We start from the raw sequence: 25,574 nt of genomic DNA on the forward strand, positions 1-25,574 counted from the left end.
GCGGTCGTGCTGCTCCTCGAGATCGCGGCCCAGGGCGTGAAGGGTGTCTCGCCGTCCGGCGGGAGCGCCCGGCTGCGCCCGGGGTACAACCTCGTCCCGTTCGACGGCGCCTCGCTGCGCCGCCTGCTCGAGGCGCTGTTCCGCCCCGCGCCCGGCGACGCCGAGGCGCTCTGCGGCAGCGCCCCCGGGCGCGGCGCGCTGCGCGCCGGCGCGACGGTGCTCGGCGACGACGGCGGCACCTGGCGGCTCGTGCGCGACTTCGCCGCGGGCTTCCAGCTCCAGCGGCTGGATCCCCAGCGGCGCGCCTTCGCGCTGGTGGCCCAGGAGCCGGCCGCGGTGGCGCGGGCGCTCGCCGAGCGGGTGGGGCTGCCCGGGCCCGCCGAGGCGCGCCTGCTCACCCTCGCCCTCTCCGACCTGCCCTCGCGCCGGGGCGCGCCCGCCCCCGCGGCCGTGCCCGCCGCGGCGCCCGCCCCCCGGCGGGCGCTCGACCCCGCCCAGGCGAGCCGGCGCCTGGCCGAGCTCCGCGCCGAGCTCGCCCGCGCCGAGCGGGCCGAGAAGCTCCAGTACCAGCTCGACGGACTGCAGAGCCGGCTCTTCAAGGCGGAGGAGGCGCTCCGCGAGGGGGCGCGCCTGCGCGACGCGGTGGCGGCGGCCGAGGCGCAGGTCGCCGGCAACGCGCCGGCGGCCGCGGTCGCGGAGAAGCTCGGCGACGTCGAGGCCAAGCTCGCCGCGCACGGGCGGGCCACCGCGCGGCGCGACGAGGGGCTCGCCAAGGTGGAGGCGGACCGCGCCGCGCTGGCCGACGCGGAGGCGGTGGGCGCTCCCCGGCCCCCCTGGGCCGATCCGCGCTGGTGGGCGGGCGTCGTCGTGGGGCTGGGCGCCGTCGCGGCCGGGATCGCGCTCCGGCGCAGCGCGGAGCTCCGCTACCTGGCCCTGCTCGACATCCCAGCGTTCGGCTGGGCGGCCTGGGTCGCCCTGGGCTGGGTGCAGGCGCTCGAGGGGCGCGGCCGCCTGGGCCGGCGTCGGCAGCTCGTCGACGAGCACGAGCACAAGGTCCAGGAGGCGTTCGAGCGGGAGTCGGCCGAGGTGCGGGAGGCGCTGGCGGCGCTGGGCGTCAGCGGCCTCGGGGAGCTGAGGGACGCCCTGCAGCGGCTCGCCGACGCCCGGGGCGCCGCCGAGGCCGCCCGGGCGCGCCTGGCGGAGCTGGAGTCGAGCGAGGCGACCCGCTCGGCCGAGCAGGAGCGCGCCGCCGTGGAGTCGGAGCTGCGCGGGGTCGAGCACGCCCTGACCGAGGTGGCGGGCGGGTTCGTCCGCGACCCGCGCTCCATCGAGATGGAGATCTCCCGCATCGAGGCGGAGGCGGCCGCGCCGGCCGCGCCGGCGCCGGCCCCGGCGGGCGCGGCGACCCCGGCCACGGCCACGGCCGCGCCCGAGGCGGCGGACCCCTTCCCGGAGGTCCTCGCGTGCGCCGCCGCAGCCCTGGGCGGCAGCCCGGAGGCGGCCGTCGAGGCGATCCGGCCGCGCGGGTCGCAGCTCCTGGCGGCGCTCTCCGGCGGGCGCCTGGGGGCGTTTGCGCTCGACCGCGGCGGCCGGGTGGTGGCGCAGGCCGGGACGCGCGTCACCCCGGCGGACCAGCTCCCGGCGCTCGATCGCGACCTGCTCTTCCTCTCCGTGAAGCTGGCCTTCCTGGAGCGCGCGCTCGCCGGGGGGCGGCGGGTGGCGCTGGTCGACGACGTGTTCGCGCCGCTGCCGGAGGCGGCGCGCCGGCTGGCGGGCCGGCTGCTCAAGCAGCTGGCGCGGCCGGGGCAGCTCCTGCACGCCACGAACGACCCGGCCTGCCGCGAGGCGGCCGACCACGTGGCGCAGGCGGCGCCGTGACGGCGCGGCCCCGGGGCGCCGCCCCGGCGGAGCGCGGCGCCCGCGGGCGCGAGGCCGAGGCGCTCGCGGCCGCCTTCCTGGAGGGGCAGGGCTACCGCGTGCTGGCGAGGAACCACGCCACCCGCCGCGGCGAGGTCGACCTCGTCTGCCGCGAGGGCGCGACCCTCTGCTTCGTCGAGGTCCGCAGCCGGACCCGGGGCGACTACGGCCCGCCCGAGGAGTCGGTGACGGTGGCCAAGGCGCGCCGGGTGGTGGGCGCGGCCACCGACTGGGCGCTGCGCCACGGCGGGCTCTCGCAGCCCATGCGCTTCGACGTGGTGGCGGTCGACCTCTCCGGCCCCGCCCCGCGCTGCACGCTCTTCCGTGGCGCCTTCGACGCCGACGGGCGGTGGACGTGAGCGAGCCCTCCGCCGGGCGCGGCACGCTGTACGTGGTGGCGACGCCCATCGGCAACCTGGGCGACCTCACCCCCCGCGCCGCCGAGGTGCTGCGCCGCGTCCGCGCGGTGGCCGCCGAGGACACCCGGCGGACGCTGCAGCTCTTCGCCCACCTGGGCGCGCCCGCGCCGCAGCTCCTCGCGCTGCCCGCCTTCGACGAGCGCGGGCGGCTCGGGCCGGTGCTGGCGCGGCTGGCCGCGGGCGAGGAGGTGGCCCTCTGCACCGACGCGGGCACCCCCGGCGTGTCCGACCCCGGCCAGCAGCTCGTGGCCGCCGCCTGGGAGGCGGGCGCGCGGGTGGTGCCGCTCCCCGGCCCGTGCGCCGCGGTGACGGCGCTGGTGGCCTCGGGGCTCCCCTCCGACCGCTTCTTCGTGCAGGGCTTCCTCCCGCGCAAGGGCGGCGGCCGGGCGGAGGCGCTGGCGCTCCTGCGCCAGCTCCCGGCCACGCTCGTGATCTACGAGGCCGGCAACCGCACCCCGGAGACGCTCTCCGACCTGGCGGCGGCGCTGGGCGACCGGCCGGCGGCGGTGGCGCGCGAGCTGACCAAGCTCCACGAGGAGCTCGCGCGCGGCACGCTGCGCGAGCTGGCGGAGCGGTTCGCGGCCGGCGCCCGGGGCGAGGTGACGCTGGTGGTGGCGGGCGCCGCCCAGGGGACGCCGGCGGAGGAACCCGCGCCCGAGCCACTGGAGGACGCGCTGCGCCGCCGGATGGCGGCCGGCGAGGCGCCGAGCGCGATCGCACGCGAGGTGGCGAAGGCGCGCGGCCTGAAGCGCGCCGACGTCTACGCGGCGCTGGAGCGCCTCAAGGGCCGGTAGGCTCGCGGACGCGGTCGCGGTCGCGGTCGCGGTCGAAGGTCGCGGTCGCGGTCGAAGGTCGCGGTCGAAGGTCGCGGTCGCGGTCGAAGGTCGACGAGGTCGCCCCCGCCCCTCACTCCTCCCCTTCGCCCCCCCGCAGCCCCAGCTCCTTCATCTTCACCTGCAGCGACTTGCGGCTGATCTGGAGCCGCTTCGCCGCGCGCGTGACGTTCCCGCCCGTCTCCTCCAGCGCCCGGCCGATGAGCTCCTTCTCCAGCTCCGCCTGCGCCTGGCGCACGATCTCCTTCATCGAGGCGCCGCTCGGGGCGGCGATGGCGCCGAGCGGGCCGACCGCGGCGATGGGGGTGGCCGCCCCGGGCGTGCGCTCGCGCAGCGCGTCCGGCAGCGAGGCGCCCTCGATGACCGGGCCGTCGGCGAACAGCACCGAGCGCTCCATCAGGTTCTCGAGCTCGCGGATGTTGCCGGGCCACCCGTAGGCGAGCAGCGTCTGCAGGGCCTCGTCGTCGACCCGCTCCACCTTCTTGCCGAGCCGCTGGTCGTACTTCGCGATGAAGTGCTCGACCAGGAGCGGGATGTCGTCCTTGCGATCGCGCAGCGGCGGGAGCCCGACCGGCACCACCGCCAGGCGGTAGTACAGGTCCTCCCGGAACCGGCCGTCGGCGATGAGCGCCTTGAGGTCGCGGTTGGTGGCCGCGATGAGCCGCACGTCCACCTTCAGCGTCCGGATGCCGCCCACGCGCTCGAACTCGGACTCCTGCAGCGCGCGGAGGAGCTTCACCTGCATCTCGACCGGGATCTCCCCGATCTCGTCCAGGAAGAGCGTGCCGCCGTCGGCGAGCTCGAAGCGGCCCGGCTTGGAGCCGACCGCGCCGGTGAAGGCGCCCTTCTCGTAGCCGAAGAGCTCGCTCTCGACGAGGTCCTTGGGGATGGCGGCGCAGTTCACCTTGATGAGGGGCTTGTCGCGGCGGGAGGAGCGCCGGTGGATCTCGCGGGCCACCAGCTCCTTTCCGGTGCCGCTCTCGCCGGTGATGAGCACGGTCGAGGGCGAGTCGGCCACCTTGGCCACGATCTCGTACACCTGGCGCATCGAGGGCGAGGCGCCCACCAGCGGCGCCGCGGCCGCGTGCACGTTCTGGCGCTCGAGCTCGTGGGCCCGGGCCGCCTTGGCGATGACCTTCTTCAGCTCCTCCTGCTCGAAGGGCTTGGTGATGTAGTCGAACGCGCCCGCCTTGAGCGCCTGGACGGCGCTGTCCACCGTGCCGTGGGCGGTGATCATGATGACCGGGACGTCCGGGAACTCGGCCTGCGCCCGCTCCAGCAGGACGAGCCCGCTCATCCGCGGCATGACGAGGTCGGTCACCACCACGTGGACCGGCGTCTTCTGCAGCACGGCCAGCGCCTGCTCGCCGTCGGCGGCGGTGGTGACCTCGTACCCCTCCCGCTTCAGCATGGCCGCCAGCACCCGGCGGATGTTGAGCTCGTCGTCGACGATGAGGACGTGGGGCACGGGGCGTGATTACCACGGGGTGACGCGAAAGGGCAGCGGCGGGGTTGGTGTGGCTGCAGGCCCCGCTACACCGACTTGGGAGCGGGCCGGCGCCGGCGTCGCCGCCGCACGCGCCGCTCCGGCTTGGGCGCGGGCGTGGACGTGGACGGCTCGGTCTTCTCGGGCCGGCCCTCCCAGAGCGCGGGCAGCGCGATCACGAACTCCGCGCCCTCGCCCGCCGCCGAGCGCACGCCGATGGTCCCGCCGTGCGACTTCACGATGCGCTGGCAGATGGCGAGGCCGAGCCCGGTGCCCTTCTCCTTCGTGGTGTAGAACGGCACGAAGATGTGGTCGCGCGCCTCCTCGGGGATGCCGGGCCCGGTGTCGCGGAACCGCACCTCCACCAGGTCGCTCCGCCGCGGGGTGTCGCGCCAGAGCGCGACCTCGTCGCGGGCCAGCCGGGTGGAGATGCGCAGCTCGCCCCCGTGCGGCATCGCCTGCACCGCGTTGAGGGCGAGGTTGAGGAACACCTGCCGCAGCTGCTCCGGATCGCACGACACGCGCGGCAGCTCGGGCGCGAGCTCGACGGCGAGCTTCACCGCCGGCGGCAGGTCGGCCTGGAGCAGCGCCAGGGTCCGGCCCAGCACCTCGTTCACGTCGCCGGGGGCGAGCGCGGCGCGCGCCGGGCGCGAGTAGTCGAGGAACTGCGTCACCACCGCGTTGAGCCGCTTCACCTCGTCGGCGATGATGCCGAGGAACTCGCTCGCGCCCTCGGCCAGCGGCTCGCCCGGCCTGGGCGCGCCCTGCGGCAGGAGCAGCTGGATGGCGCCCTGGATGGCGGCGAGCGGGTTGCGGATCTCGTGCGCCAGGCCGGCCGCCATCTCGCCCAGCGCCGCCAGGCGGTCGCGCTCCTTCATCTGCTGGTACAGCTTGGAGTTCTCGATGACGAGGGCGGCCCGGTCGGACACCTCGATGAGGGCGGCGATCTCGTTCGAGGCGAAGGCCTCCGGCACCCGCTCGTCCCAGCAGGCGAGGAACCCGACCACGCGATCGCTGGCGGTGAGCGGCATGGCGATGCCGGCGCGCATGGTGGCCATCGCCCCCTTGGCGTCGCCGAGCCGCTTCAGCTCCTCCGCCACCGCCGCCGGGGCGCCGCGCCCCTCCGCGTCGGTCGGCCCCGGCGGGAGGTAGGCGCGCAGCTCGGCGAGCCGGCGCTCGATGTTCTCGAGGAGGATCGCCTTCTGCCCGCTGCCGGCGGCGCCGAGCAGGGCCCGCGCCACCGCCGGCTCGAGGAACGGCGCCGGGGGCGGGCCGCGGCTGTCGAGGAGCCGGAAGCCGGGGCGGTCCTCCGCGAACAGCCACAGGGAGGCGTGGGTCACCCGCCGGGTCTCGGCCAGGCCGTCGAGCAGCACGGTCGCGAGGCGCGGCGGGTCGATGACGGTGGCGATCCGGTCCCGCAGCTGCTCGAGGTGCCGCACCAGCTCGTACCGCTCGCGGAACAGCGTCACGATCACCCACTCCTCGACCTTCTCCCGCAGCGGCTCGAAGAGCGAGAGGATGACGAAGGAGGCGACGAGGGTGTTGAAGTAGAAGAGCTCGGGCCGGTTGCCGACCCAGGAGACGAGCCCGCCGTAGATCGCGACCAGCACCAGGCCGAGCGCGGTCACCACCACGATCTTCCCCAGGAACTCGTGCAGGTCGAGCAGCCGGTGCCGCAGGAGCGTCTGCGACAGGAAGAACATGAAGACGGTGAGCGTGATGGCGCCGAGCCCCTCGAGCGGGTAGGGCAGGCCGAAGCGGGGCAGGACGTCGAGGGTGGAGAGGGCGACCGCGACGCACGCGCCGATGAAGAGGTACAGGAGGCGGGCCCGCTCCACCCGCGTCGGGGCGCCGTGGAGGCGGTTCCACAGGACGGTCAGCACCGCCATCATCCCGCCGACCACGTAGAGCGTGACGGCGAGCTTCGCGACGGCGACGTGGACGAGCGGCGACGCCGCCACCACCAGGCCCGAGACCGAGCCCGCCAGCATCGCGTTGCGCGCGCGGCGGGCGGGCCGCCGCGCCACGCCCAGGAACTCGAGGAAGAAGGCGAGCCCGGTGGTCGGGAGCAGCGCCCCCATCACCACCGCCACCCGCTCCCAGCCGTCGTAGCCGAGCTCGGCGCCCGGCCAGCGGTGGAAGAAGTCGGCCAGCGAGTAGAGGCCGAGGTTGGCCGCGAAGAGCGCGAACAGGGTGAAGACCCGCGGGCGGTTGTCGCGCAGCAGGGCCGCGCCGGCCAGGGCCAGGGTCACGATCGCCGCGAGGAGCGAGGCCTGGGTGCGGATGTCCACGGACCCCGATCCTAACCGCGATCGGGGGAGCGGCGCGACGCGTGAAATGACGAGCGCCCGCCGGCTGTTCCCGGGCTGCAGCGCCCCGCGGCCGGGAAGCCGGACGCACCCTTGACCACCTGGCGAACCCGGCGCACCGTGCCCGACCGATGACGACGCTCGTACTCAGCCTGCTGCTCGCAACGACCGCGAATCCGACCGCGACCGCGACCGCGACCCCGACCGCGACCGCGACCCCGACCGCGACCGCGACCGCGACCGCGACCCCGACCGCGACCGTGGCGACGACGAACGCGGCCGCGGTCCCGAAGGCGGCCTCGACCCCGGCTGCGGTGGGGCCGGCGCCGTTCACCGAGGCCGACGCGGCGCCGCTCTTCGCGGCCGGGCCGCTGGCGAAGGCGCGCGCCGACCTCGACGCGGGGCGCTTCGACGCGGCCGCGAAGGGGTTCGAGCGCGCCACCGCGCCGGAGGCGCGCTACCTGCGTGCGGCGGCGCTCGTCCAGGGGCACCGCGGGGCGGAGGCGCTGAAGGCGCTCGACGGGCTCGAGGAGAAGCTCCCGGAGGTCGCCGACCGCGTCGCCTTCTGGCGGGCGCGCGCCCGCGAGGCGGCGGGCGCGCCGCGCGCGGCCGCGGCCGACTACGCCGCGGTGGGGGAGGGCTCGCTCCTGTGGGCCGAGGCGCAGCTCGCCCGCGCCCGCGCGCTGCACGCCGCCGGCGACCGCGCCGCCGCGCTCGACGCGCTCGCGCCCATCCTCTCCCTCCCCGCGCCGGACGAGGTCACGAAGGGCGACTTCGCGGCCGAGGCGCTGCTCCTCGACGGGCGGCTGCGCGCGGCCGGGAAGACCTCGGCCGAGCTGGCCTGGGCGCGGCGCGCCTACGTCGACTGCTGGGCGGGCCACCCGCTCGCGGGCGAGGCCGCCACCTGCCTCGCCGAGCTGCGGCGCCTGCCGAAGCCGGCCGGGGCTCCTCCCGCGACCGAGGACGCGCTCCGCCGCGCGGAGGCGCTGCTCGACGCCAACCGGAACGCGCCGGCGCTGGCGGAGCTGCAGAAGCTCGTGCCCGGCCTGCCCGGCCCCGGCCCCGGGGAGCCGGTCGCGTGCCGCGCGCGCTTCGCGCTCGGCAAGGCGTACCGCAAGGAGCGCCAGCACACGAAGGCGATCGAGATCCTGAAGCCGGTGGTCGAGCGCTGCGAGGATCCGCAGCTCCGGGTCCGCGCCGTCTACGTCCTCGCCAGCGCCGCCTCCATCGCGGCGCCCGAGGAGGGCGTCACCTGGTACCGCGTGCTGGCGCGCGACTACCCGGCCCACCCGTTCGCCGACGACGCGCTCTTCTACGCCGCCGACCTGCTCGCCCGCGCCGGCCACACCGACGAGGCGCTGGCCGCGCTGGCCGACCTGTCGGAGCGCTACCCCAAGGGCGACTTCCGGGCCGAGGCGCTCTTCCGCATCGCCTGGATCGAGCGGCAGGCGGGCCACGCCGCGGGCGCGCTCGCCTCGCTGGCGCGGATCGAGCGCGACTACGAGGCGAGCGATCCGTACGAGCACGCCCGGGCCGTCTACTGGCGCGCGCGCCTCCTGTGGGACCGCGCCGCCGACGGCGACCGCGAGGCGGCGCTGGAGGCGTGGCGCGCGCTCGCCGGGCGCTACCCGGCCGACTACTACGGCCTCCTGGCGCGGGCGCGGGTGGAGGAGGCGAAGCCCGGCTCCGCGCCGCCGTGGGTGCGGGTGGAGGCGGCCGCGGAGGAGGGCCTGCGCTACCAGCCCGGCCCGCTCGCGCGCGACCGCCACTTCCGGGCCGGCGTGCTGCTGCTGCGCCTGGGGCTCTCGCGCGCGGCGGCGGAGGAGCTGGGCGCCGTGGACCGGAAGGCGCTCTCCCAGGGCGAGCCGCTCCTGCTGGTGGCGGAGCTGCTCGACCGCGCCGGCGACCACAAGGCCTCGCACCACCTCATCCGCTCGCTGGGCCGGGCGGCGCTCCGGCAGAAGCCCGAGGGCGCGGCGTTGCGCGTGTGGCGGGTCGCGTACCCGCCCGCCTACCGCCAGGAGGTGGAGCGGTGGGCGCCGCCGAACGGCGTCCCCCCCGACCTCCTGCTCGCGCTCATGCGCGAGGAGAGCGGGCTCGACCCGACGGTCATCTCGGGCGCCGGCGCGGTGGGCCTCACCCAGCTCATGCTCCCCACCGCCCAGGGCGTGGCGAAGCGGCTCAAGCTGGGGCGAGTGCGGCAGGCGGACCTCATGAGGCCGCCGCTGGCGATCCGCATCGGGGCCACGTACTTCGGGGGCCTCCTGCGGCGCTACGACGGCTCGGAGGCGCTGGCGCTCGCCGCGTACAACGTCGGCGACGGCCCGGTGAAGCGCTGGCTCGAGCAGCGCGGGACGCTGCCGCTCGACGCGTTCGTCGAGGAGATCCCGGTGCAGGAGACGCGGGGGTACGTGAAGCGCGTCCTCCGCTCGTACGCCGCGTACCGGTTCCTCTACGGCGGCCGCGACGGGAAGCCGGTCCACCTGGCGCAGCCGCTGCCGAAGCTCGCGCAGGGAAGCCCGTGAGGGCTCGCTCGCCGCGCGCGGGTGACGCCCCTGGCAGGGGCGCCGCTCGCGGAGCCGCCGTGCGAGCCGGCTCGGGCGTGACTACGATCTCGCCAAGATGCTCGAGACCGGCGTCCTCGTCCTGAACCGGGTCTACCAGCCGGTCCACATCACCTCGGTCCGGCGGGCCTTCTCGCTGCTCTACCAGGGCGCGGCCAAGGCCATCGACGAGGAGTTCCAGCTCTTCGACTTCGACAGCTGGCGGGCGCTCGCGGTGGCGGTGCACCAGGACGCGGTGGGCACCGTGGGCCGGCGCATCCGCGTGCCGCGGGTCATCGTGCTCATGGCCTACGAGCGGATGCCGAAGACGCGCATCCGCTTCTCGCGCTTCAACATCTACGCCCGCGACGAGAACACCTGCCAGTACTGCGGCGCGCGCCTGCCGCGGGCGGAGCTCAACCTCGACCACGTCGTGCCGCGCTCCCGCGGCGGCGCCACGAGCTGGGACAACGTGGTGTGCTCGTGTGTGCCGTGCAACCTGCGCAAGGGCGGGCGGACGCCCGAGGAGGCGCACATGCGGCTCCTCCGGCACCCGGCCCGGCCGCGCTGGACCCCGATCTTCCGCTCCGCGGCGCGGCGCGCCTTCTACCGCGAGTGGCGGCCGTTCCTCTCGCTCGCGGACGCCGCCTACTGGAACGCCGAGCTGCTCGCGCATTGAGCGGGGCAGGGGGCGGGCCTCCCCGCCGGCGCGGGTGGGACTCCGGCGCCGCGCGCGCAGGTCCTCCCACCGCCGCGGGTGCGCCCGGCACCTTCCTTGGGAAAGCGGCGGCGCTCGGCTAGGATCGCGGCCCGTGGCGGATGCGCGACCCCTGCAGCTCGTGCCCGCGGACCCCCCCGGCCCGCGGCGCCCGGCCGTGCGCGCGCTGCGCCGGCCCGCGCGCGTGGTGAGCGTCGGCGGCGGCAAGGGCGGGATCGGCAAGAGCCTCGTCGCCGCGAACCTCGCCATCGCGCTCGCCCGCCGCGGCGAGCGCGTGGTGCTCGTGGACGCGGACCTGGCCGGCGCCAACCTGCACACCTGCCTCGGGCTCGAGCTGCCGCGGCGGGGCCTGGCCGACGTGATGGAGCGGCGCGCCGAGCTGGCCGAGGTGGCGGTGCCGACCGGCGTCGAGAACCTGGGGCTGGTGGCGGGGGCGATGGACCACCCCGACGCCGCGAACCCGAAGCTGTCGCAGAAGGCGCGGCTGGTGAAGCAGCTGCAGGCCCTCGACGCCGACCGGGTGGTCATCGACCTCGGCGCGGGGACCCACCTGCACGTGCTCGATCTCTTCCTCGTCTCCGAGCACGGCCTGCTGGTGCTGGTCCCGGAGCCGAGCGCGGTCGAGAACGTCTACCGCTTCGTGAAGGCGGCCTTCTGGCGGCGCGTCCGCCACGCCGTCTCGGCCCACGGCTGCGAGGCGCAGCTCCGGGCCGTCATCGGCGCGGGGACCTTCCGGAGCCCGGCCGAGATCCTGGGCGCGCTCTCGGCGCGCCACCCGCAGTCGGGCGCGGTGCTCGCCCGCGAGCTCGCCGCCTTCCGACCTCGCCTGGTGGTGAACCAGGCCCGCACGCCGCAGGACGAGCAGGTCGGGCAGGCGGTGGTCGGCGCCTGGCGGAAGTTCTTCGGGCTCCGGATGGACTACCTGGGCCACGTGCCGCACGACTCCGAGATGTGGCGCGCCATGCGGGCGCGCCGGCCGCTCCTGGTGCACGCGCCCGAGGCCGCCGCCGCCCAGAGCTTCGCCCAGCTCGCGGAGGGCCTGGCCGCCCTGGAGACCGCCGAGATCGCCAGCGGGAGAGCCACGTGAAGCCGCTCGCCGAGCAGAACCTGTACGAGCTCCTGGAGCTGCCGCCCGACGCGCGCGAGGACGACATCGTGAAGGCGTGGGACCGGCTGAACGCGCTCTGCGCGCCCGGGTCGCTCGCCACGTACACGCTGGTGGCGCAGGAGGACGCGGCCCTGCTCGGGCGCCGCCTCGAGGAGGCCCTCACCGTCCTGCTCGACCCCGTGGCGCGGGAGCGCTACGACGCGAGCCTCTCGCTCACCCCCGCGCCGCGCGCCGCCAGCAGCGCCGAGGCGTCCGTCTCCGGGCCGGAGTCGCCCTCGCGGCCGCGGCCGGTCCCGGAGGTCCACCGGCCGCGCGCCCTGCCGCCCATCATCCCGCCGCTGCGCGAGGTCCCGACGCCGAGCGCGCCGGCCACGCCCATCGCCCTCGAGCGGGTGTCGGCCTCGGCGGAGGCGCCGGCCCCCGCGGAAGCGCCGGCCGCCGGGCCCGCGGCCGCCGCGGCGCCCATCCCGCTCGTGACGCCGCTCCCCTGCACCCCGCCGTTCGCGGCGGTGACGCCCCTCCCGGCCACCTTGCCGGCGGTGCCGCCCCCGGCCGCGGCGCCGCTCGCGGCCGCCGGCCCCGAGCCGCTCCTCGGCGAGCCCGGCCGCTACACCGGCGACGCGCTGCGCCGCGCGCGGGAGGCGCGCGGGATCACGCTCCCGCAGCTCTGCGAGCGCACCAAGATCACGCGCCATCACCTCGAGAACCTGGAGGCCGATCGCTACGAGCGGCTGCCCGCCGCCGTCTACCTGCGCGGCATGCTGATGGCGCTCTCGAAGGAGCTGCGGCTGGACGGGCAGAAGGTGGCGCGCAGCTACCTCGACGCGATGGCGGCCGCCGCTCCGCCGGCCCCGCCGCCGCCCCCGCGCGCCACCCAGCGTTGACCCTCCCGGGGCTCTGGCCTACGATCCGCGCATGCCGCTCATCGAGACGCCCGAGCAAGCGATCCGCCTCGCCCGCGCCATCTGCTCCGACGTGTCGCTCTACAACGAGGAGAAGATCGTCCGCGGCATCGAGCAGGACACCTTCTTCGACGCGCTCCGGGACGAGCTGGAGGAGGGCCGGGAGCTGTACCGCTCGCGGGTCTCGCCCGAGCTCTACGCCCGCACGAACTTCTACGATCGGGCCATCGTCGACGTCATCCTGCGCTCCAAGCGGCACGTGAAGTCGCGCATCTGGTGACGGCGGCGGCGTGCCCGAGACGCGCTCGCTCCTCGCCCCGGCGGCGCTGGCCGGCCTCCGCCTCGACGTCGCCCTCACCCGGCTCGCGCCGGACCTGACGCGCGCCCGCGCCCAGCGGCTGCTGGAGGGGGGGCACGTGCTCGTGGACGGGCGCGCGCCCAAGGCGGCGGCGCGGCTGCGCGGCGGCGAGCGGCTCGTGCTGACGCTCCCGGATCCGGAGCCGTCCGGCCTCGTGGCGCAGGACCTGCCGCTCCAGGTGCTGTTCGAGGACGACGACCTGCTCGTCCTCGACAAGGCGGCCGGCATGGTGGTCCACCCGGCCCGCGGCTCGCCACACTCGACGGTCGTGAACGCGCTGCTATACCGGCTCGGCTCCGGCGGCCCCGGCGACCGGCTCGGCCTCGTGCACCGGCTCGACAAGGAGACCTCGGGCTGCCTGGTGGTGGCGAAGCGCGAGGAGGCGCTGGCGGCGCTGCAGGCCGCGTTCAAGCGGCGCGAGGTGGAGAAGCGCTACCTCGCGCTGGTCCACGGGGCGATCGCGGCGGAGGGGCGCCTCGACACGCCCTACGGCCGCCATCCGCGCGACCGGACCCGCTACACCTCGCGGCTGGCGGAGAGCTCCCGGCGGGCGATCACCGCCTGGCGCGTCCGCGAGGCGTTCCCCGGGGCGGCGCTGGTCGAGGTCGAGCTCCACACCGGCCGCACGCACCAGATCCGGGTGCACCTCTCCGAGGCCGGCCACCCGCTCCTCGCCGACGCGGCGTACGGCGGCACGCGGCGCGAGGCGCGGCTCGCCGCCGAGGATCCGGTGCGGCGGGCGGCGGCGGCCGTGGGGCGCCAGGCGCTGCACGCCTGGCGGCTCGCCTTCCCGCACCCGCGCACGGGAGAGCAGGTCGCCTTCGAGGCGCCGCTGCCGCGGGACTTCGAGGCGGCGCTGGCGGTGCTCAGGGCCCCCGCTTCACCGCGCTGAAGCGCCGGAACAGCCCCCGGGTGCGCCGGCCCTCCTGCTCGAGCCGGAAGCCGGCCGCCTCCACCGCCGCCTCCGTGTCGCGGTTCGGGCGGCAGCCGCCGCTCACGTGCGTCCAGGCGGGCTGGACCGCGTCCTGCAGCCGCGCCTGCCAGCCGCGCGCGCGGACGTGCTCCACCGCGCGCAGCGCGCCGCCGGGCGCGAGCACCCGGCGGACCTCGGCCAGCGCGCGGGGCGGGTCGTCCACGCTGCACAGCACGAGCGCGGCCACCACGGACTCGAAGGCGCCGTCGCGGAAGGGCAGGGCCTCGGCGCGCGCCTGGACGAGCGGCACGCCGGGGGCGCGCCGCCGGGCGCGGGCCAGGTTCTGCGGGTGGGGGTCCACCGCCACGAGCGCCGCGCCGGGCGGGTACCGCGGCAGGTTGCGCCCGGTCCCGCAGCCGAGCTCGAGCACCCGCCCGCGCGCGCCGCCGGCGAGCCAGTCGCGCCAGCGCGCCAGCCAGCGCCGATCGGCGAGCGCCATGCCGGCGTCGTACAGCCAGGGGATCTGCTCCAGGCCGCGCATGGTCAGTCGAGGTAGCCCTGCGCCTGCAGCCGGAAGAGGTGCGCGTACCGGCCGTCCTTCTCCAGCAGCTCGCGGTGGCTGCCCAGCTCGACGATCCGGCCGCCGTGGAGCACCGCGATCCGGTCGGCCATGGTGCGCACGGTCGAGAACCGGTGGGAGATGACGATGGCGGTCCGGTCGGCGGCCAGCGCGCGGAAGCGCTCGAACAGCTCGTGCTCCGCCTCGGCGTCGATGGCGGCGGTGGGCTCGTCCAGGATGAGCACCTCCGGCCGCTCGCGCATGAAGCCGCGCGCGACCGCCAGCTTCTGCCACTGGCCGGCCGAGAGCTCCTGGCCCGCCTCGAACCAGCCGCCGAGGACCGTGTCGTAGCGGCGGGGCAGCGCCTCCACCACCGCCGCCGCGCCGCCCCGGCGCGCCGCCTCCTCGATGCGCGGCCGGTCCTCCAGGTGGGGCGGGCTGCCGAGGCCGATGTTCTCCGCGGCCGTGAACTGGTAGCGCACGAAGTCCTGGAACACCGCCCCCATCCGCTGCCGGAGATCGTCGGCGTCTAGGTCGCGCAGGTCCACGCCGCCGTAGCGGATCGCCCCGCGGGTGGGCTCGTACAGCCGGAGGAGCAGCTTGACGAGCGTGCTCTTCCCGGCGCCGTTCTCGCCCACCAGGCCGAGCTTCTCGCCCGGCGCGATCGTGAGCGTCACGTCCTCGAGCGCCCACTCGGCCCGCCCCGGGTAGCGGAAGGACAGGTGGTCGAGCTCGATGGGGAGCGGGTCGCCGCGGGGCAGGGTGGGCGCCGCGGGCAGGCGCGCGCGCTCCTGGCCGGTGGGGATGGCCAGGTAGGCGAACAGGTTCGACATGTAGAGCGCGTCCTCGTAGAGCGCGCCGATGGCGGAGAGGATGTTCTGCACCGCCCCCTGGCCCTGCCGGAAGACCGCCAGGTACAGGGTGAGGTCGCCGAGCGAGATCTCGCGCCGGGCCGCGCGGGCGGCCACCAGGGCGTACATGGCGTAGAACGCCGCCAGCGAGACGAGGCCGAACGCGACCCCGAACGCCATCCGCCGCACCGCCAGCCGCCGGTCCTCCCCGTAGAACTTGGTGAAGAGCGCCCGGTAGCGGTCGAGGACGAGCGGCCCCAGCCCGAACAGCTTCACCTCCTTCACGTGGCTGTCGCGGGTGAGGATCCACTCGAGGTAGTTGAGGCGGCGCCCCTCCGGCGCGCGCCAGGAGTTGAGGCGGAAGGAGGCGGCGGCCAGCCGGGCCTCGGCCAGGAAGGCGGGGATGGAGGAGGCCACCACCACCAGCACGCTCCAGGGCGAGAGCCGGGCGAGCAGCGCCGAGAGCGCCGCCAGCGTGACGGCGTTCTGGGCGATGGCGAAGGCCTGCATGACGAGCGAGAGCGGGCGCGCCGAGGCCTCGCGGCGCGCGTTCTGCATCTTGTCGTAGACCTCGGCGTCCTCGAAGTGTCGCAGCTCGAGGTCGAGCGCCTTCTCCAGGATGCGCTCGTTCACGGCGTTGCCGAGCCGCGCCCGGAGCAGCTCGCGCTCGAGCCCCAGCAGGCGCCCGGCGGTCAGCGAGAGGGCCATCAGCCCGAGCTCGACGAGCACCAACGCCGTGACGCGCCCCGGCGGCCCCTCGCCGCGGCCGGCGGCCACCACCGCGTCCACGATGAGCTTCCCGACCCAGGCGATGCCGGCCGGCAGCACCGCCGCCACCGCGGTCAGCGCCGCCAGCAGCACCGCGCCGCTCGCGTCCGCCCGCCAGACGAGCGCGAACGTGCCGGGGACCTGGCGCGCGGCGGCGCCGAGAGCGCGCGCGCGCTCGCGCCAGGGGAGGCGCTCCGATGGCGGTCGAGGAGGGGGCGGGTGGGAGGCGGGCACGCCGCTCGCTCACTAACTCGCGGCGGCGGGCGTGGCGACCTTTCTTTCTCGCGCCCAGCGATCTAGAAGAGGTCCGCCATGGCGACCCCCGAGACGCGGTTCCCACAGCACCCGAGCGACGCCACGGCGGCCACGCCGGCCTCCGACTGGTCCGTGGAGAAGGCGGCCCAGCACTACAACGTGCCGGGGTGGGGCGCCGGGTACTTCTCGGTGAGCGACAAGGGGCACCTCGTCGTACATCCGCACGGCCAGCCCGGCCCCACCATCGACATCATGGACGTGGTGGAGGACATCCGGGAGCGGAACCTCGGCTTCCCCTGCGTGGTCCGCTTCCAGGACGTGCTGCGCGCGCGGGTGAAGGCCATCAACGAGGCCTTCGGCAAGGGGCTCGTCGAGCAGGGCTACGGGGGCAAGTACTTCGGCGTCTACCCCGTCAAGGTGAACCAGATGCGCGAGGTGGTCGAGGAGATCCTCGACGCGGGCGCGCCCTACCACTACGGCCTCGAGGCCGGCTCGAAGGGCGAGCTCCTCATCGTGCTCGGCCACAACACCGACCCGGAGGCGCTCACCGTCTGCAACGGCTACAAGGACGAGGAGTTCCTGCGGCTGGCGCTGCTCGGCCGCAAGCTCGGCCGCAAGGTGATCGTCGTCATCGAGAAGCTGTCCGAGCTGCCGCACCTGCTGCGCCTCGGCGACGAGATGGGCGTCGAGCCCCTCATCGGGCTCCGCTCCAAGCTCACCACCCGCGGCACCGGCAAGTGGGAGGGCAGCTCGGGCGACTTCGCCAAGTTCGGCCTGACCGTCCCGGAGCTCATCCACGCGGTCCGCATCCTCAAGGAGCAGAAGAAGGAGCACTGCGCGCGGCTCCTCCACTTCCACGTCGGCTCGCAGCTCACCGACATCCGGGTGGTGAAGGACGCCATCAACGAGGGGGCGCGCGTCTACGCCAAGCTGCGGAAGATGGGGCTGCCCATCGAGTACTTCGACGTCGGCGGCGGGCTGGGCGTCGACTACGTCGGCTCCCACGGCGGGAACGGCAACGGCAACAACGCGGCGCCCGGCGTCACCATCGCCTCGACCGTGAACTACACGCTCGAGGAGTACGTGGGCGACGTCGTCTACAACCTGCAGCGCGTCTGCCAGAACGAGCAGGTCCCGGAGCCGCACATCGTCTCCGAGTCCGGCCGCGCCGTGACCGCCCACCACTCCTGCGTGGTGATGAACGTCTTCGGCCACATCGAGATCGGCTCGCAGGAGCAGATCACGGCCGCCTCGGTGGCGGACCCGAACGAGTCGAAGGTCGTGCGCGAGATGCGGGAGATCGTGACCGGCCTCACCCCGCGCAACAAGGCCGAGGCCTACCACGACGCGGTGGCGAAGAAGGAGGAGGCCCTGCAGATGTTCAAGCTGGGGCTCCTCGGGCTCGAGGAGCGGGCCATGGTGGAGAGCCTGTTCTGGAAGCTCTGCCGCGACCTGGTGGCGCTGAACCGCGGCAAGAAGCGGCTGCCCCGCGACACCCGCGACCTGGGGGACAAGATCGCCGACCAGTACATGGCGAACTTCTCGCTCTTCCAGAGCGCGCCGGACCACTGGGCCTTCGACCAGCTCTTCCCCATCGTGCCGCTGCACCGGATGGACGAGCCGCCCACCCGCGACTGCACCATCGTCGACATCACCTGCGACTCGGACGGGAAGATCGACCGGTTCATCGAGGGGGAGGGCGTCGACGAGACGCTGTCCCTGCACGCCCTCGAGCCGGGCCAGCCCTACTACCTCGGGCTCATGCTCACCGGCGCCTACCAGGACGTCATGGGCGACATGCACAACCTCTTCGGCCGGGTGAACGAGATCCACGTGTTCGTGGACGACGAGGACCCGGAGGACTTCTACATCGAGGAGGTCATCCCGGGCGACCGCATCGAGCAGGTGCTCTCGCGCATGCAGTACGGACCGGGCGACCTGGCCCGCCGCGTCAAGAACGCGCTCGACCAGAAGGTGAAGGACGGCGCCATCCGGCCGAAGGAGGGCGTGCAGCTCGCCGACTTCTTCGAGCAGGTGATGCGCGGGTACACGTACCTCGCGGGCGTCTGAGCAACGCGCCCGCGGCTCGGCACGCCCGCGGCCCGGTCAGGGCCGGTGGCGCTCCCGTCGGGGGCGCACCGCCCGAATGTGACCCTCCGTCACGAGCGGCCGCGTTAACTGCAAGGTCCCACCTCCGGGGAAAGGGACCTCCATGTCCGGCACGTACAAGAAGATCGAGATCGTCGGCACCTCGCCCACCAGCTTCTACGAGGCCGTGAAGGCGGGCATCGCCGAGGCCTCGAAGACCGTCCGCCACATGGACTGGTTCGAGGTGGTCGAGGAGCGCGGCGCGATCAAGGACGGCAAGGTGGCCGAGTTCCAGGTCACGCTCCGCATCGGCTTCAAGCTGGAATAGCAGCGGGCAGGCGCGGCGTATTGCCGCGGTCCGATCCGACGCAACGCGGCGAGACTACGGGCAAAACACCGCGCGGGGCGCTTGATCGCGCGTCACGGCAGGTGCTAGCGTCCCCGCGCTGTTTCGCCCGCGGAGGCTGCGACGCTCCGTCCAAGCTCGCCGGGCGCGCCCTCGCGGCCGCGCCACGGGAAAGGATTGCCCATGGCCGTCCCCGCCGCCCTCGTCTCCGAGACGCTCAGCACCCTGCCGGGCGACGACGTCCGCTCCGTCATGTGGCGCCTGGAAGGGCGCTACGACCTGCAGATGCTGATCCAGTCGGTGCGCCAGGTGGCGCGCGGGCCGGTGGCGCGGCTGGTGGCCGAGGGGGCGCGCAGCTCGCACGACTGGACGGAGCAGAAGAACGCGCTCCTCGAGCACTACGACGCCTGCGGCGCGACCGGCGTCTTCATGGAGCCGCACCAGGGCGGGTTCCTCGAGGGGCCGAAGAACCTGGCCATGGCGCTGGTGGCGTTCGAGCTCGCCTGGGTGGACGCCGGGGCGGCGACCGGGGCGCTGGCCGGCCACCTGGGGCTCTCCCCCATCCACGAGCGGGGCACCCAGGAGCAGCAGGACCGCTACATGAGCCTCTCGGCGCCGGCCGCGCCGGGCGAGGACCGCAAGCCGTGGCGCGGCGCCTTCGCGCTCACCGAGCCCATTCCGTACGTCGGCGTCGACACCGGCATGCTGGGCGGCAAGGTGAGCGTGGCGCGCTGGGAGCCGGGGCAGGAGCCGGTGCTCAAGGTGGAGAAGCGCGGCCGCTTCATCACCAACATGGGGTTCGCGAACTTCGTCACGGCCGCGGTGGACTCGGCCGACGAGCGCATCAAGGGCACCTGCATGGTGATCCTGGAGGAGGGCGACCCGGGCACCTTCGACCGCGGCACGCCCACCAAGAAGCTCGTCCACCAGCTCTCCTCGACCAGCGACCCCATCTTCTCGCTCGAGGTGCCCGCCTCGCGCATCGTCGGCGGCTACAGCGTGAAGGACGGGGTGATCGTCCCCCGCTGGTCGCACGACGAGATCATCGCCGCGGTCTTCAAGCACACCCGCGTGCCGGTGGGCGTCATGACCGCCGCCAAGCTCCTCAGCGCGGTCGAGCCGGTCATCCGCTACCAGCGCGGCCGCTTCCGCGGCGCGCAGCAGGCGCGGCCCGGCTCGCCCCGCTACGACCTCGGGCTCCAGGTGCGCGAGGACGTGCTGCACCGGCTGGTGGACGTGTGGGCCACCGGCGAGGCGGCCGCCTCGCTCGGCTTCTCCACCTCGCGCCTCTTCGACGAGCTCGACCCGCTCGAGAAGGTGAAGTTCCAGACGCTGCAGGAGAAGGGCATCACCGGGCGCGCCGAGCTGCGCTACTTCAAGGACGTGAACGCCCGCGCGGTCGAGCTGGTGAAGCTGCGCGCGAAGCCCGAGGCCGAGCGCGACGCCGCCCGCGTCGCCGAGCTCGAGGCCGATCCGCTCGTCCGCTACGCCATCCTCGACTCGGCCGGCGCCGTGCTGTGCCCGGCCACCAAGCTGTGGAACACCGGCCACGGCGCCACCGTCATGCGCGAGGCGGTCGCCCTCATGGGCGGCTACGGCATCACCGAGGACTGCCCCGGCTTCCTCGGCCACAAGTGGATGGACGCGCAGCTCGAGGCCACCTACGAGGGGCCGGAGGCCGTCCAGCGCCGGCAGCTCTCGGTCTGCATGCAGAACGAGGTCTTCCTCGCCCAGCTCGACGCCTGGACGAAGGAGCTCCGCCACATCGCCTCGGAGCGGCCCGACACTGGCGCCTGCAACCTCGCCTCCGCCTTCGTGCTCTGGCGCTACACCTACGACCACCTGCAGGTGGCGACCGACGCCACGGGCCAGAAGCTCTACCAGGGGCCGCGGCAGGGCGTGACCTTCGCGCTCTCCGACGCGCTCGCCTGGCTGATGGCGGCGCGCAGCCTCGTCCTCGACGTGGTCGAGCTGGAGCAGAAGGGCGCCGAGAACGCCGTGCTGGCCGAGGGCCTGCCGGGGCTGGTGCGTTTCTACCAGGACCTGTCGCACGTGCAGTGCGCGCGCGCCTCGGGGGAGGTGGGCCGCATCTGCGCCGAGCTGGTCTACGGGTACAACAAGCACCCCGAGTGGAACGCGGACGCGCAGCAGGCCTGCTGGGAGGCGCGCGAGCTGGACGAGCTCGAGGACCTCATCCCCGGCATCGGCAGCTGCGCCAAGGACGTCATCGAGGCCGGCGGCGGCCACCCCGACAAGGCGGGCCCCTGCGCCCACTGCTCGAGCGTGGCCGACTTCGCCGCGCTCCGCATGAAGCTCGACCAGTGCCTCACCGGCGCGCGCCTCGCCAAGGACCGCGCCGCCGAGGCGCTCTCCAAGGTCATGATCCCCGAGGCGCTCGACTACCCGGTCTAGCCCTCGCCGCCGCCGCGCGCGGCCCTCGCACGTAGGTGGGCCTCGCCCGCCGCTGGTCCCGAGCCGTAGGGCGGGGGCTCGTCCCCCGCCGCTTCCCTGGAGAGGAGCACGCCTTGTCGAACGCGCCTGACGAGACCTCGCCGCAGCCCGACCGCCAGAGCATGGAGGTCGACATCGCCTGCGTCGGCTTCGGCCCGGCCATGGGCGGGTTCCTCACCACGCTCGCGCGCGGGCTCACGAACCCGGACGGCACGCCGGCGGTGGAGAGCGCGGTGTCGCCCGGGCTGCCGCCGCAGGTGGTGTGCTACGAGCGCGCCGACGGCCTCGGCTTCGGCGTGTCGGGCGTGGTCACCCGCGCCCGCGGGCTCCGCCAGAGCTTCCCGGACCTCGACCCGGCGCAGATCCCCATGGCGACCGCGGTGAAGGAGGAGAAGGTCGTCTACCTCCTCGACCCCCACGGCGCGAGCCGCCGCTCGGCCACGCTCCAGGCCGCGGACGCCACCTTGCAGGCGCTCCGGCTGGTGCTGCCGCTGCGCGACCACGCCCTCGAGCTGCCCTACACCCCGGAGTTCCTGCACAAGCGCGGCGGCCTCGTCCTCTCGCTCGGGCAGCTCAACCAGTGGGTGGGCGAGCAGCTCATGGCGGGCGGCCAGGTGCAGCTCTGGCCGGCGACGCCGGTGGACGGGCCGCTGGTGGAGGGCGGCAAGGTGACCGGTGTGCGCCTGCTCGACCAGGGCGTGCAGAAGGACGGCCGCCCCGACGCAGGGTACGTGGCGGGCCTCGACGTGCGGGCGCGCCTCACCGTGGTGGCGGACGGCCCGGTGGGCGCGGTCGGCCGCGCGCTCGACGAGCGGTTCGGCCTGCCCGAGGGGCACCACCAGCGGGAGTGGGCGGTGGGCATGAAGGTGGTGGTGGACCTGCCCGAGGGCTGCGCGCTCCCGGAGGGCACGGTCCTCCACACCATCGGCTACCCCGAGCCGGAGATCTTCGGCTTCCTGTACGTGCACCCCGGCCGCGTGGCCTCGGTCGGCATCTTCGTCCCCTCGTGGATGGGGAGCCCGGTCCGCACCTCCTACCTCTACCTGCAGCACTTCCTGCAGCACCCGTACCTCTGGAAGCACCTCCAGGGCGGGAAGCTGCGCTCCTGGGGCGCCAAGTCGCTGCAGGAGTCGGGGCGGCGCGGCGAGCCGCAGCTCGTCGGCGACGGGTTCGCCCGCATCGGCGAGGGCTCCGGCACGACCAACGTCCTCACCGGCTCCGGCGTGGACGAGGCGTGGACGAGCGGGACCCTGCTGGCGGAGGGCGTGCTGGAGCTCCTGCGCGCCGGCAAGCCCTTCACGAAGGAGAACCTCGACGCCGCCTACGTGGCGCGGCGCCGCGCGAGCTGGCTGGAGGAGGAGGGGAGGGTGGCGGAGAAGGCGCGCGACGGGTTCGGGCGCGGCTTCGTGACCGGCCTCCTCGGGATGGCGCTCTCCGGGATGACGAAGGGGCTGGTGAACCTCGGCTCGGAGCCGGTCCCCTCGCACGAACGCTTCGAGAGCCTCGAGGAGTGGTACGCGGGCAAGATCCCCGGCACCGAGATCGACCGGCTGCGGGCCGAGTGCAAGGCGAAGAACACCTCGCTCCACGCCGCGCTCATGAAGGCGGCGGGCTGGCCGGACATCGTCTACGACGGCCAGCTGCTCGTCTCGCACCAGGACGCGCTCCTCATGGGCGGCAAGGTGCAGGCGCCCGCCGGCTACGCCGACCACGTCGTCTTCCGGCAGCCGGCCGTCTGCGCGCGCTGCGGGAGCCGCACCTGCATCGAGATCTGCTCGGCGCAGGCCATCGCGCCGGGCGAGCCGGGGCAGCCGCCCGCGTTCGACCGGGAGAAGTGCGTGCACTGCGGCGCCTGCCTTTGGAACTGCACCCAGGTGCTGGAGGGCGAGACGACCAACCTCGCCTTCCGCGCCGGCGCGGGCGGGCTGCACTCGGCCGAGAACTAGAGTTCACCAGGAGGCTACATGAGCGGTTACCACGTCGTCGTCTGCGGAAGCATCGTCCCCGACCCGCTGCAGACCCTCGAGCCGATCACGGGCCCGACCGGCCCGTCGCTGAAGAACGAGATGATGCTGCCGGCCGTGCTCGACCCGTGGGCGGCGCAGGCGCTCTTCGAGGCGGCCGCCCTGGCGCAGAAGGCGCCCGGCTCCAAGGTGTGGCTGGTCGCGCTCGGCCCCAAGGCGAAGCTGCAGCAGGTGATGATGGCGGTGGGGCAGAAGGTGCCCTTCGAGCTGGTGGCGGTGGACGGCCCCGCGGGCGGGTTCGTGGACGCGCACGAGACCGCGGCCGCGCTGGCGGAGGCGGTGCAGGCGATCCCGGGGCTCGACCGCGCCCGCCTGCTGCTCTTCGGCGGCTGGGAGTCGGGCTCGCGCGGCGCCGGCGTCACGCTCCAGCTCGTCGGCGAGCGGCTCGGCCTGCAGGACCAGTTCCAGGGCGTCGACCAGCTCACCCCGCAGCCGGACGGCTCGCTCGAGATCCTGGAGCGCGTCGAGGGCGGCAAGCACCAGGTGTCGGTGGTGGCCGGCCCGCCGGCGCTGCTCGGCTGGGCCACCGGCAACCTGCCCGAGCCGCGCAACAACCCGCAGGTGGGCATGGCCAACATGAAGGGCATCATGCCGGCGCTGCAGAAGGCGAAGCCGGCCAAGGTCGGGGCGGCCGACGCCCAGTACCTGGCCGTGCAGCTGCCGAAGCAGCAGCGCGAGACGCGCGTGGTGAAGGACCTGACCCCGGACGCGATCGCGGCCGAGCTGGTCGAGTGGATCTCGAAGGACTAGGACCGGAGCCGACCATGGAGACCATCCTCTTCCTCAGCCACACCGAGCCGGACGGCGCGCTCCCGCGCGCCGCCCTCGAGGCCTTGACCGCCGCGCGGGCGCTGGCGCAGGGCACGAAGGGCCAGCTCGTCCTGGGCGTCTTCGGCGCCGAGACCGCCGGCGCCGCCGCGCAGCTCGCCGGCGCCGGGGCGCAGCGCGCCCTGGCGGTGACGAGCCCCGAGCTCGCCGCCGCGCGCTACGCCAGCGACGCCGCCGCCGCCGAGGCGCTGGCGCGCGCCGCCGGGGCCACCGTCGTGGTGGCGCCCTCCACCTCCCGCCTGGCGCGGGTGCTGGCGGGCGTCTCGCACCGGCTCGGCGGCAAGATCGACACCCACGCCACCGGCGTCGCCGCGCAGGACGGGGCGCCCACCGTCACGCGCTGGTTCTACCGGCAGCGGATGGAGGCGACGCTGCGCCGCGCCGCCCGCCCCTGGTTCGTCACCGTCGACGCCGGCACCCAGCCCGCCTTCCGGGCCGAGGGCGCCGCGCCGGCCCTCGAGGCGGTGCCGCTCGCGCTCGCCGACGCGCAGCGCCGCACCCGGGTCACCGGGTTCCGGGCGCCGGAGGCGCAGGCGCAGACCATCCGGCCCGACGCGAAGCTGCTCTTCGTGGCCGGCGCCGGCTGGACGAAGAAGCAGGCCGACGGCAAGCCGCACCTCGACCAGGCCGAGCAGCTCATCCTCGGCTTCCTCGGGAAGGCGAAGGCGTCGCTGGGCTCGTCCAAGTCGATGACCGACCTCGCCACCGAGGGGCACGGCGTCATGGGGTTCATGACGCACCTCAACCAGGTGGGCCAGACCGGCTCCACGCCGCGCCACGCCAAGGGGCTCGCCACCTGCTGCCACGGCGAGGAGCCGCACGTGGTCGGCTGGCGCTTCATCAACGAGCGGCGCGCCGTGAACCTCGACCCGAACTGCGGCTGGGCGCGGGGCAAGGCCGACGTGGTCTACGTCGCCGACGCCTTCGCGGTGATGGAGAAGGTCAACGCGCTGCTGGCGTCGCGCGGGTAGCCCCGGCTACTCCTTCGCCAGCTCCGCCACCGCGCGCTGGAGGCCCTCCACCACCTGGCGGACCTCCGCCAGCGCGGCCGTCTGCCCGCGCGCGAGGGCCGCGCTGCGGTCGATGGCGCCGCCCAGCCGGCCCATCGACTGGTGCGCGTCGGAGAGGGTGACCTGGATCTCGTTGGCGGCGGTGCGGGCGCCCTCGGCGAGCGCGAGCATCTCGCGCGCCACCACCGCGAAGCCGCGCCCCTGCTCGCCGGCGCGGGCGGCCTCCACCGAGCCGTTGATGGAGAGGATGCGGCTCTTCTGCGCGATCTCCTGCACGGTCCGGACGACGAGGTCGGTCCGCTCCACCTGGGCGGCCGCGTCCTTCGACGCCGCCACCATCACCCCCACCACCTGCTCCGACTCGGCCGAGGCCTCCGCCGCCTTGCCGGACACCGCCGCGACCCCGGTGAAGACCTCCGCCGCGGCGCCCTTCAGCGCCGAGCGCTGCCGCTCCTCCTGCGCCCACGACACCACCACCGCCGCCGCGATCCGCGCCAGCGGCCGCGCGATCTCGAGCGAGCCGGCCAGCCCGAACGTCCCCACCCGCTGGCCGTCGAGCACGATGACGCAGTTGCACCCCTCCTTCATCCGGGGGTCCTGCGCGACGTCCTCGGCGGTGACGAACAGCTCGTCCGCCTCGCCCGCCAGGATCCGCTTCGCGAAGGCGTGGGACGTCCCGATGCGGCGGCGATCCACGCTCTCGACGATGGTCCCGGTCTCGTCGCACACCATCATCGGCAGCCGGGTCGCGGTGTGCACGAAGTCGACGAAGCGCCGGGCGACGCGGCGGAGGTCCTCGTTCACGCGCGGGCTCCCGGGGCGGTGGACATCCCGCCCGGCGAGTGCGGCTCCTGAAGGTCGCGGTCCACCCCCGATCCCCGTGCAGGA

20 protein-coding genes are annotated in these 25,574 nt (G+C 75.0%); 15 read left to right on the forward strand and 5 right to left on the reverse strand.

The window, feature by feature from the left end:
• Positions 1-6 precede the first annotated feature (6 nt).
• From HWY08_RS15530 to rsmI, 3 genes are read left to right on the forward strand one after another with little or no spacing between them, the layout of a single operon-like run.
• Positions 7-1,878: a hypothetical protein gene (locus HWY08_RS15530; RefSeq protein WP_176066804.1), complete on the forward strand. Its 1,872-nt coding sequence runs from the start codon at positions 7-9 to the stop codon at positions 1,876-1,878.
• Positions 1,875-2,276, forward strand: coding sequence for a YraN family protein (locus HWY08_RS15535; protein ID WP_176066806.1), 402 nt, complete (start codon positions 1,875-1,877; stop codon positions 2,274-2,276). The genes HWY08_RS15530 and HWY08_RS15535 overlap by 4 nt, the downstream gene beginning before the upstream one ends.
• Positions 2,273-3,130, forward strand: a complete 858-nt coding sequence (rsmI, locus tag HWY08_RS15540; RefSeq protein WP_235969656.1) for a 16S rRNA (cytidine(1402)-2'-O)-methyltransferase — start codon at positions 2,273-2,275, stop codon at positions 3,128-3,130. The genes HWY08_RS15535 and rsmI overlap by 4 nt, the downstream gene beginning before the upstream one ends.
• A gap of 112 nt (positions 3,131-3,242) precedes the next feature.
• On the opposite strand, the gene HWY08_RS15545 is transcribed toward rsmI, so the two are convergent.
• A complete protein-coding gene (locus tag HWY08_RS15545) occupies positions 3,243-4,637 on the reverse strand; it encodes a sigma-54-dependent transcriptional regulator (RefSeq protein WP_176066810.1) in 1,395 nt (464 codons plus the stop codon).
• Between the two features lie 65 nt (positions 4,638-4,702).
• On the reverse strand, positions 4,703-6,946 hold the full coding sequence (locus HWY08_RS15550) for a GAF domain-containing sensor histidine kinase (protein ID WP_176066812.1): 2,244 nt from the start codon (positions 6,944-6,946) through the stop codon (positions 4,703-4,705).
• 149 nt (positions 6,947-7,095) lie between these two features.
• On the opposite strand from HWY08_RS15550, the gene HWY08_RS15555 reads away from it, so the two are divergent.
• The 6 genes from HWY08_RS15555 (at position 7,096) to HWY08_RS15580 (ending at position 13,485) form a co-directional block, all read left to right on the forward strand.
• Positions 7,096-9,489 (forward strand): transglycosylase SLT domain-containing protein, encoded by a 2,394-nt coding sequence (locus HWY08_RS15555; protein WP_176066814.1) that lies wholly within the window; start codon positions 7,096-7,098, stop codon positions 9,487-9,489.
• A gap of 97 nt (positions 9,490-9,586) precedes the next feature.
• The gene (locus tag HWY08_RS15560; RefSeq protein ID WP_176066816.1) at positions 9,587-10,186 is read left to right on the forward strand and encodes an HNH endonuclease; all 600 of its coding nucleotides are present in this window, start codon (positions 9,587-9,589) and stop codon (positions 10,184-10,186) included.
• A gap of 133 nt (positions 10,187-10,319) precedes the next feature.
• Positions 10,320-11,312, forward strand: coding sequence for a P-loop NTPase (locus tag HWY08_RS15565; protein ID WP_176066818.1), 993 nt, complete (start codon positions 10,320-10,322; stop codon positions 11,310-11,312).
• A complete protein-coding gene (locus tag HWY08_RS15570; RefSeq protein WP_176066820.1) occupies positions 11,309-12,217 on the forward strand; it encodes a helix-turn-helix domain-containing protein in 909 nt (302 codons plus the stop codon). The genes HWY08_RS15565 and HWY08_RS15570 overlap by 4 nt, the downstream gene beginning before the upstream one ends.
• 31 nt (positions 12,218-12,248) lie before the next feature.
• Positions 12,249-12,515, forward strand: coding sequence for a hypothetical protein (locus tag HWY08_RS15575; RefSeq protein ID WP_176066823.1), 267 nt, complete (start codon positions 12,249-12,251; stop codon positions 12,513-12,515).
• A gap of 10 nt (positions 12,516-12,525) precedes the next feature.
• Positions 12,526-13,485 carry an RluA family pseudouridine synthase gene (locus HWY08_RS15580; RefSeq protein WP_176066825.1) on the forward strand — a complete coding sequence of 320 codons (960 nt, stop codon included), beginning with the start codon at positions 12,526-12,528 and terminating at the stop codon, positions 13,483-13,485.
• On the opposite strand, the gene HWY08_RS15585 is transcribed toward HWY08_RS15580, so the two are convergent.
• Both HWY08_RS15585 and HWY08_RS15590 read right to left on the reverse strand, forming a co-directional pair.
• On the reverse strand, positions 13,460-14,047 hold the full coding sequence (locus tag HWY08_RS15585) for a class I SAM-dependent methyltransferase (protein WP_176066827.1): 588 nt from the start codon (positions 14,045-14,047) through the stop codon (positions 13,460-13,462). The two genes, HWY08_RS15580 and HWY08_RS15585, sit on opposite strands and share 26 nt — an antisense overlap.
• Before the next feature lie 2 nt (positions 14,048-14,049).
• On the reverse strand, positions 14,050-15,918 hold the full coding sequence (locus HWY08_RS15590) for an ABC transporter ATP-binding protein (RefSeq protein ID WP_176066829.1): 1,869 nt from the start codon (positions 15,916-15,918) through the stop codon (positions 14,050-14,052).
• Between the two features lie 78 nt (positions 15,919-15,996).
• On the opposite strand from HWY08_RS15590, the gene speA reads away from it, so the two are divergent.
• The 6 genes from speA to HWY08_RS15620 all read left to right on the forward strand — a co-directional run bounded on the left by speA (position 15,997) and on the right by HWY08_RS15620 (position 24,647).
• On the forward strand, positions 15,997-18,009 hold the full coding sequence (gene speA, locus HWY08_RS15595) for a biosynthetic arginine decarboxylase (RefSeq protein ID WP_176066831.1): 2,013 nt from the start codon (positions 15,997-15,999) through the stop codon (positions 18,007-18,009).
• Between the two features lie 142 nt (positions 18,010-18,151).
• Positions 18,152-18,355: a dodecin gene (locus HWY08_RS15600; protein WP_176066833.1), complete on the forward strand. Its 204-nt coding sequence runs from the start codon at positions 18,152-18,154 to the stop codon at positions 18,353-18,355.
• A gap of 201 nt (positions 18,356-18,556) precedes the next feature.
• Entirely contained in the window at positions 18,557-20,785 is a 2,229-nt protein-coding gene (locus HWY08_RS15605; protein WP_176066835.1) for an acyl-CoA dehydrogenase family protein, read from the forward strand.
• Between the two features lie 113 nt (positions 20,786-20,898).
• Positions 20,899-22,770 carry a 4Fe-4S ferredoxin gene (locus HWY08_RS15610; protein WP_235969657.1) on the forward strand — a complete coding sequence of 624 codons (1,872 nt, stop codon included), beginning with the start codon at positions 20,899-20,901 and terminating at the stop codon, positions 22,768-22,770.
• A gap of 18 nt (positions 22,771-22,788) precedes the next feature.
• Positions 22,789-23,598 carry an electron transfer flavoprotein subunit beta gene (locus HWY08_RS15615; protein WP_176066838.1) on the forward strand — a complete coding sequence of 270 codons (810 nt, stop codon included), beginning with the start codon at positions 22,789-22,791 and terminating at the stop codon, positions 23,596-23,598.
• A gap of 14 nt (positions 23,599-23,612) precedes the next feature.
• Entirely contained in the window at positions 23,613-24,647 is a 1,035-nt protein-coding gene (locus HWY08_RS15620) for an electron transfer flavoprotein subunit alpha/FixB family protein (RefSeq protein ID WP_176066840.1), read from the forward strand.
• 6 nt (positions 24,648-24,653) lie between these two features.
• Here the strand turns inward: HWY08_RS15620 and HWY08_RS22135 are convergent, their stop codons facing one another.
• The gene (locus tag HWY08_RS22135) at positions 24,654-25,490 is read right to left on the reverse strand and encodes a sugar diacid recognition domain-containing protein (RefSeq protein WP_176066842.1); all 837 of its coding nucleotides are present in this window, start codon (positions 25,488-25,490) and stop codon (positions 24,654-24,656) included.
• Positions 25,491-25,574 lie beyond the last annotated feature (84 nt).

Origin of the sequence: Anaeromyxobacter diazotrophicus (assembly GCF_013340205.1) — a bacterium.
Taxonomy (GTDB): Bacteria; Myxococcota; Myxococcia; order Myxococcales; family Anaeromyxobacteraceae; genus Anaeromyxobacter_A; species Anaeromyxobacter_A diazotrophicus.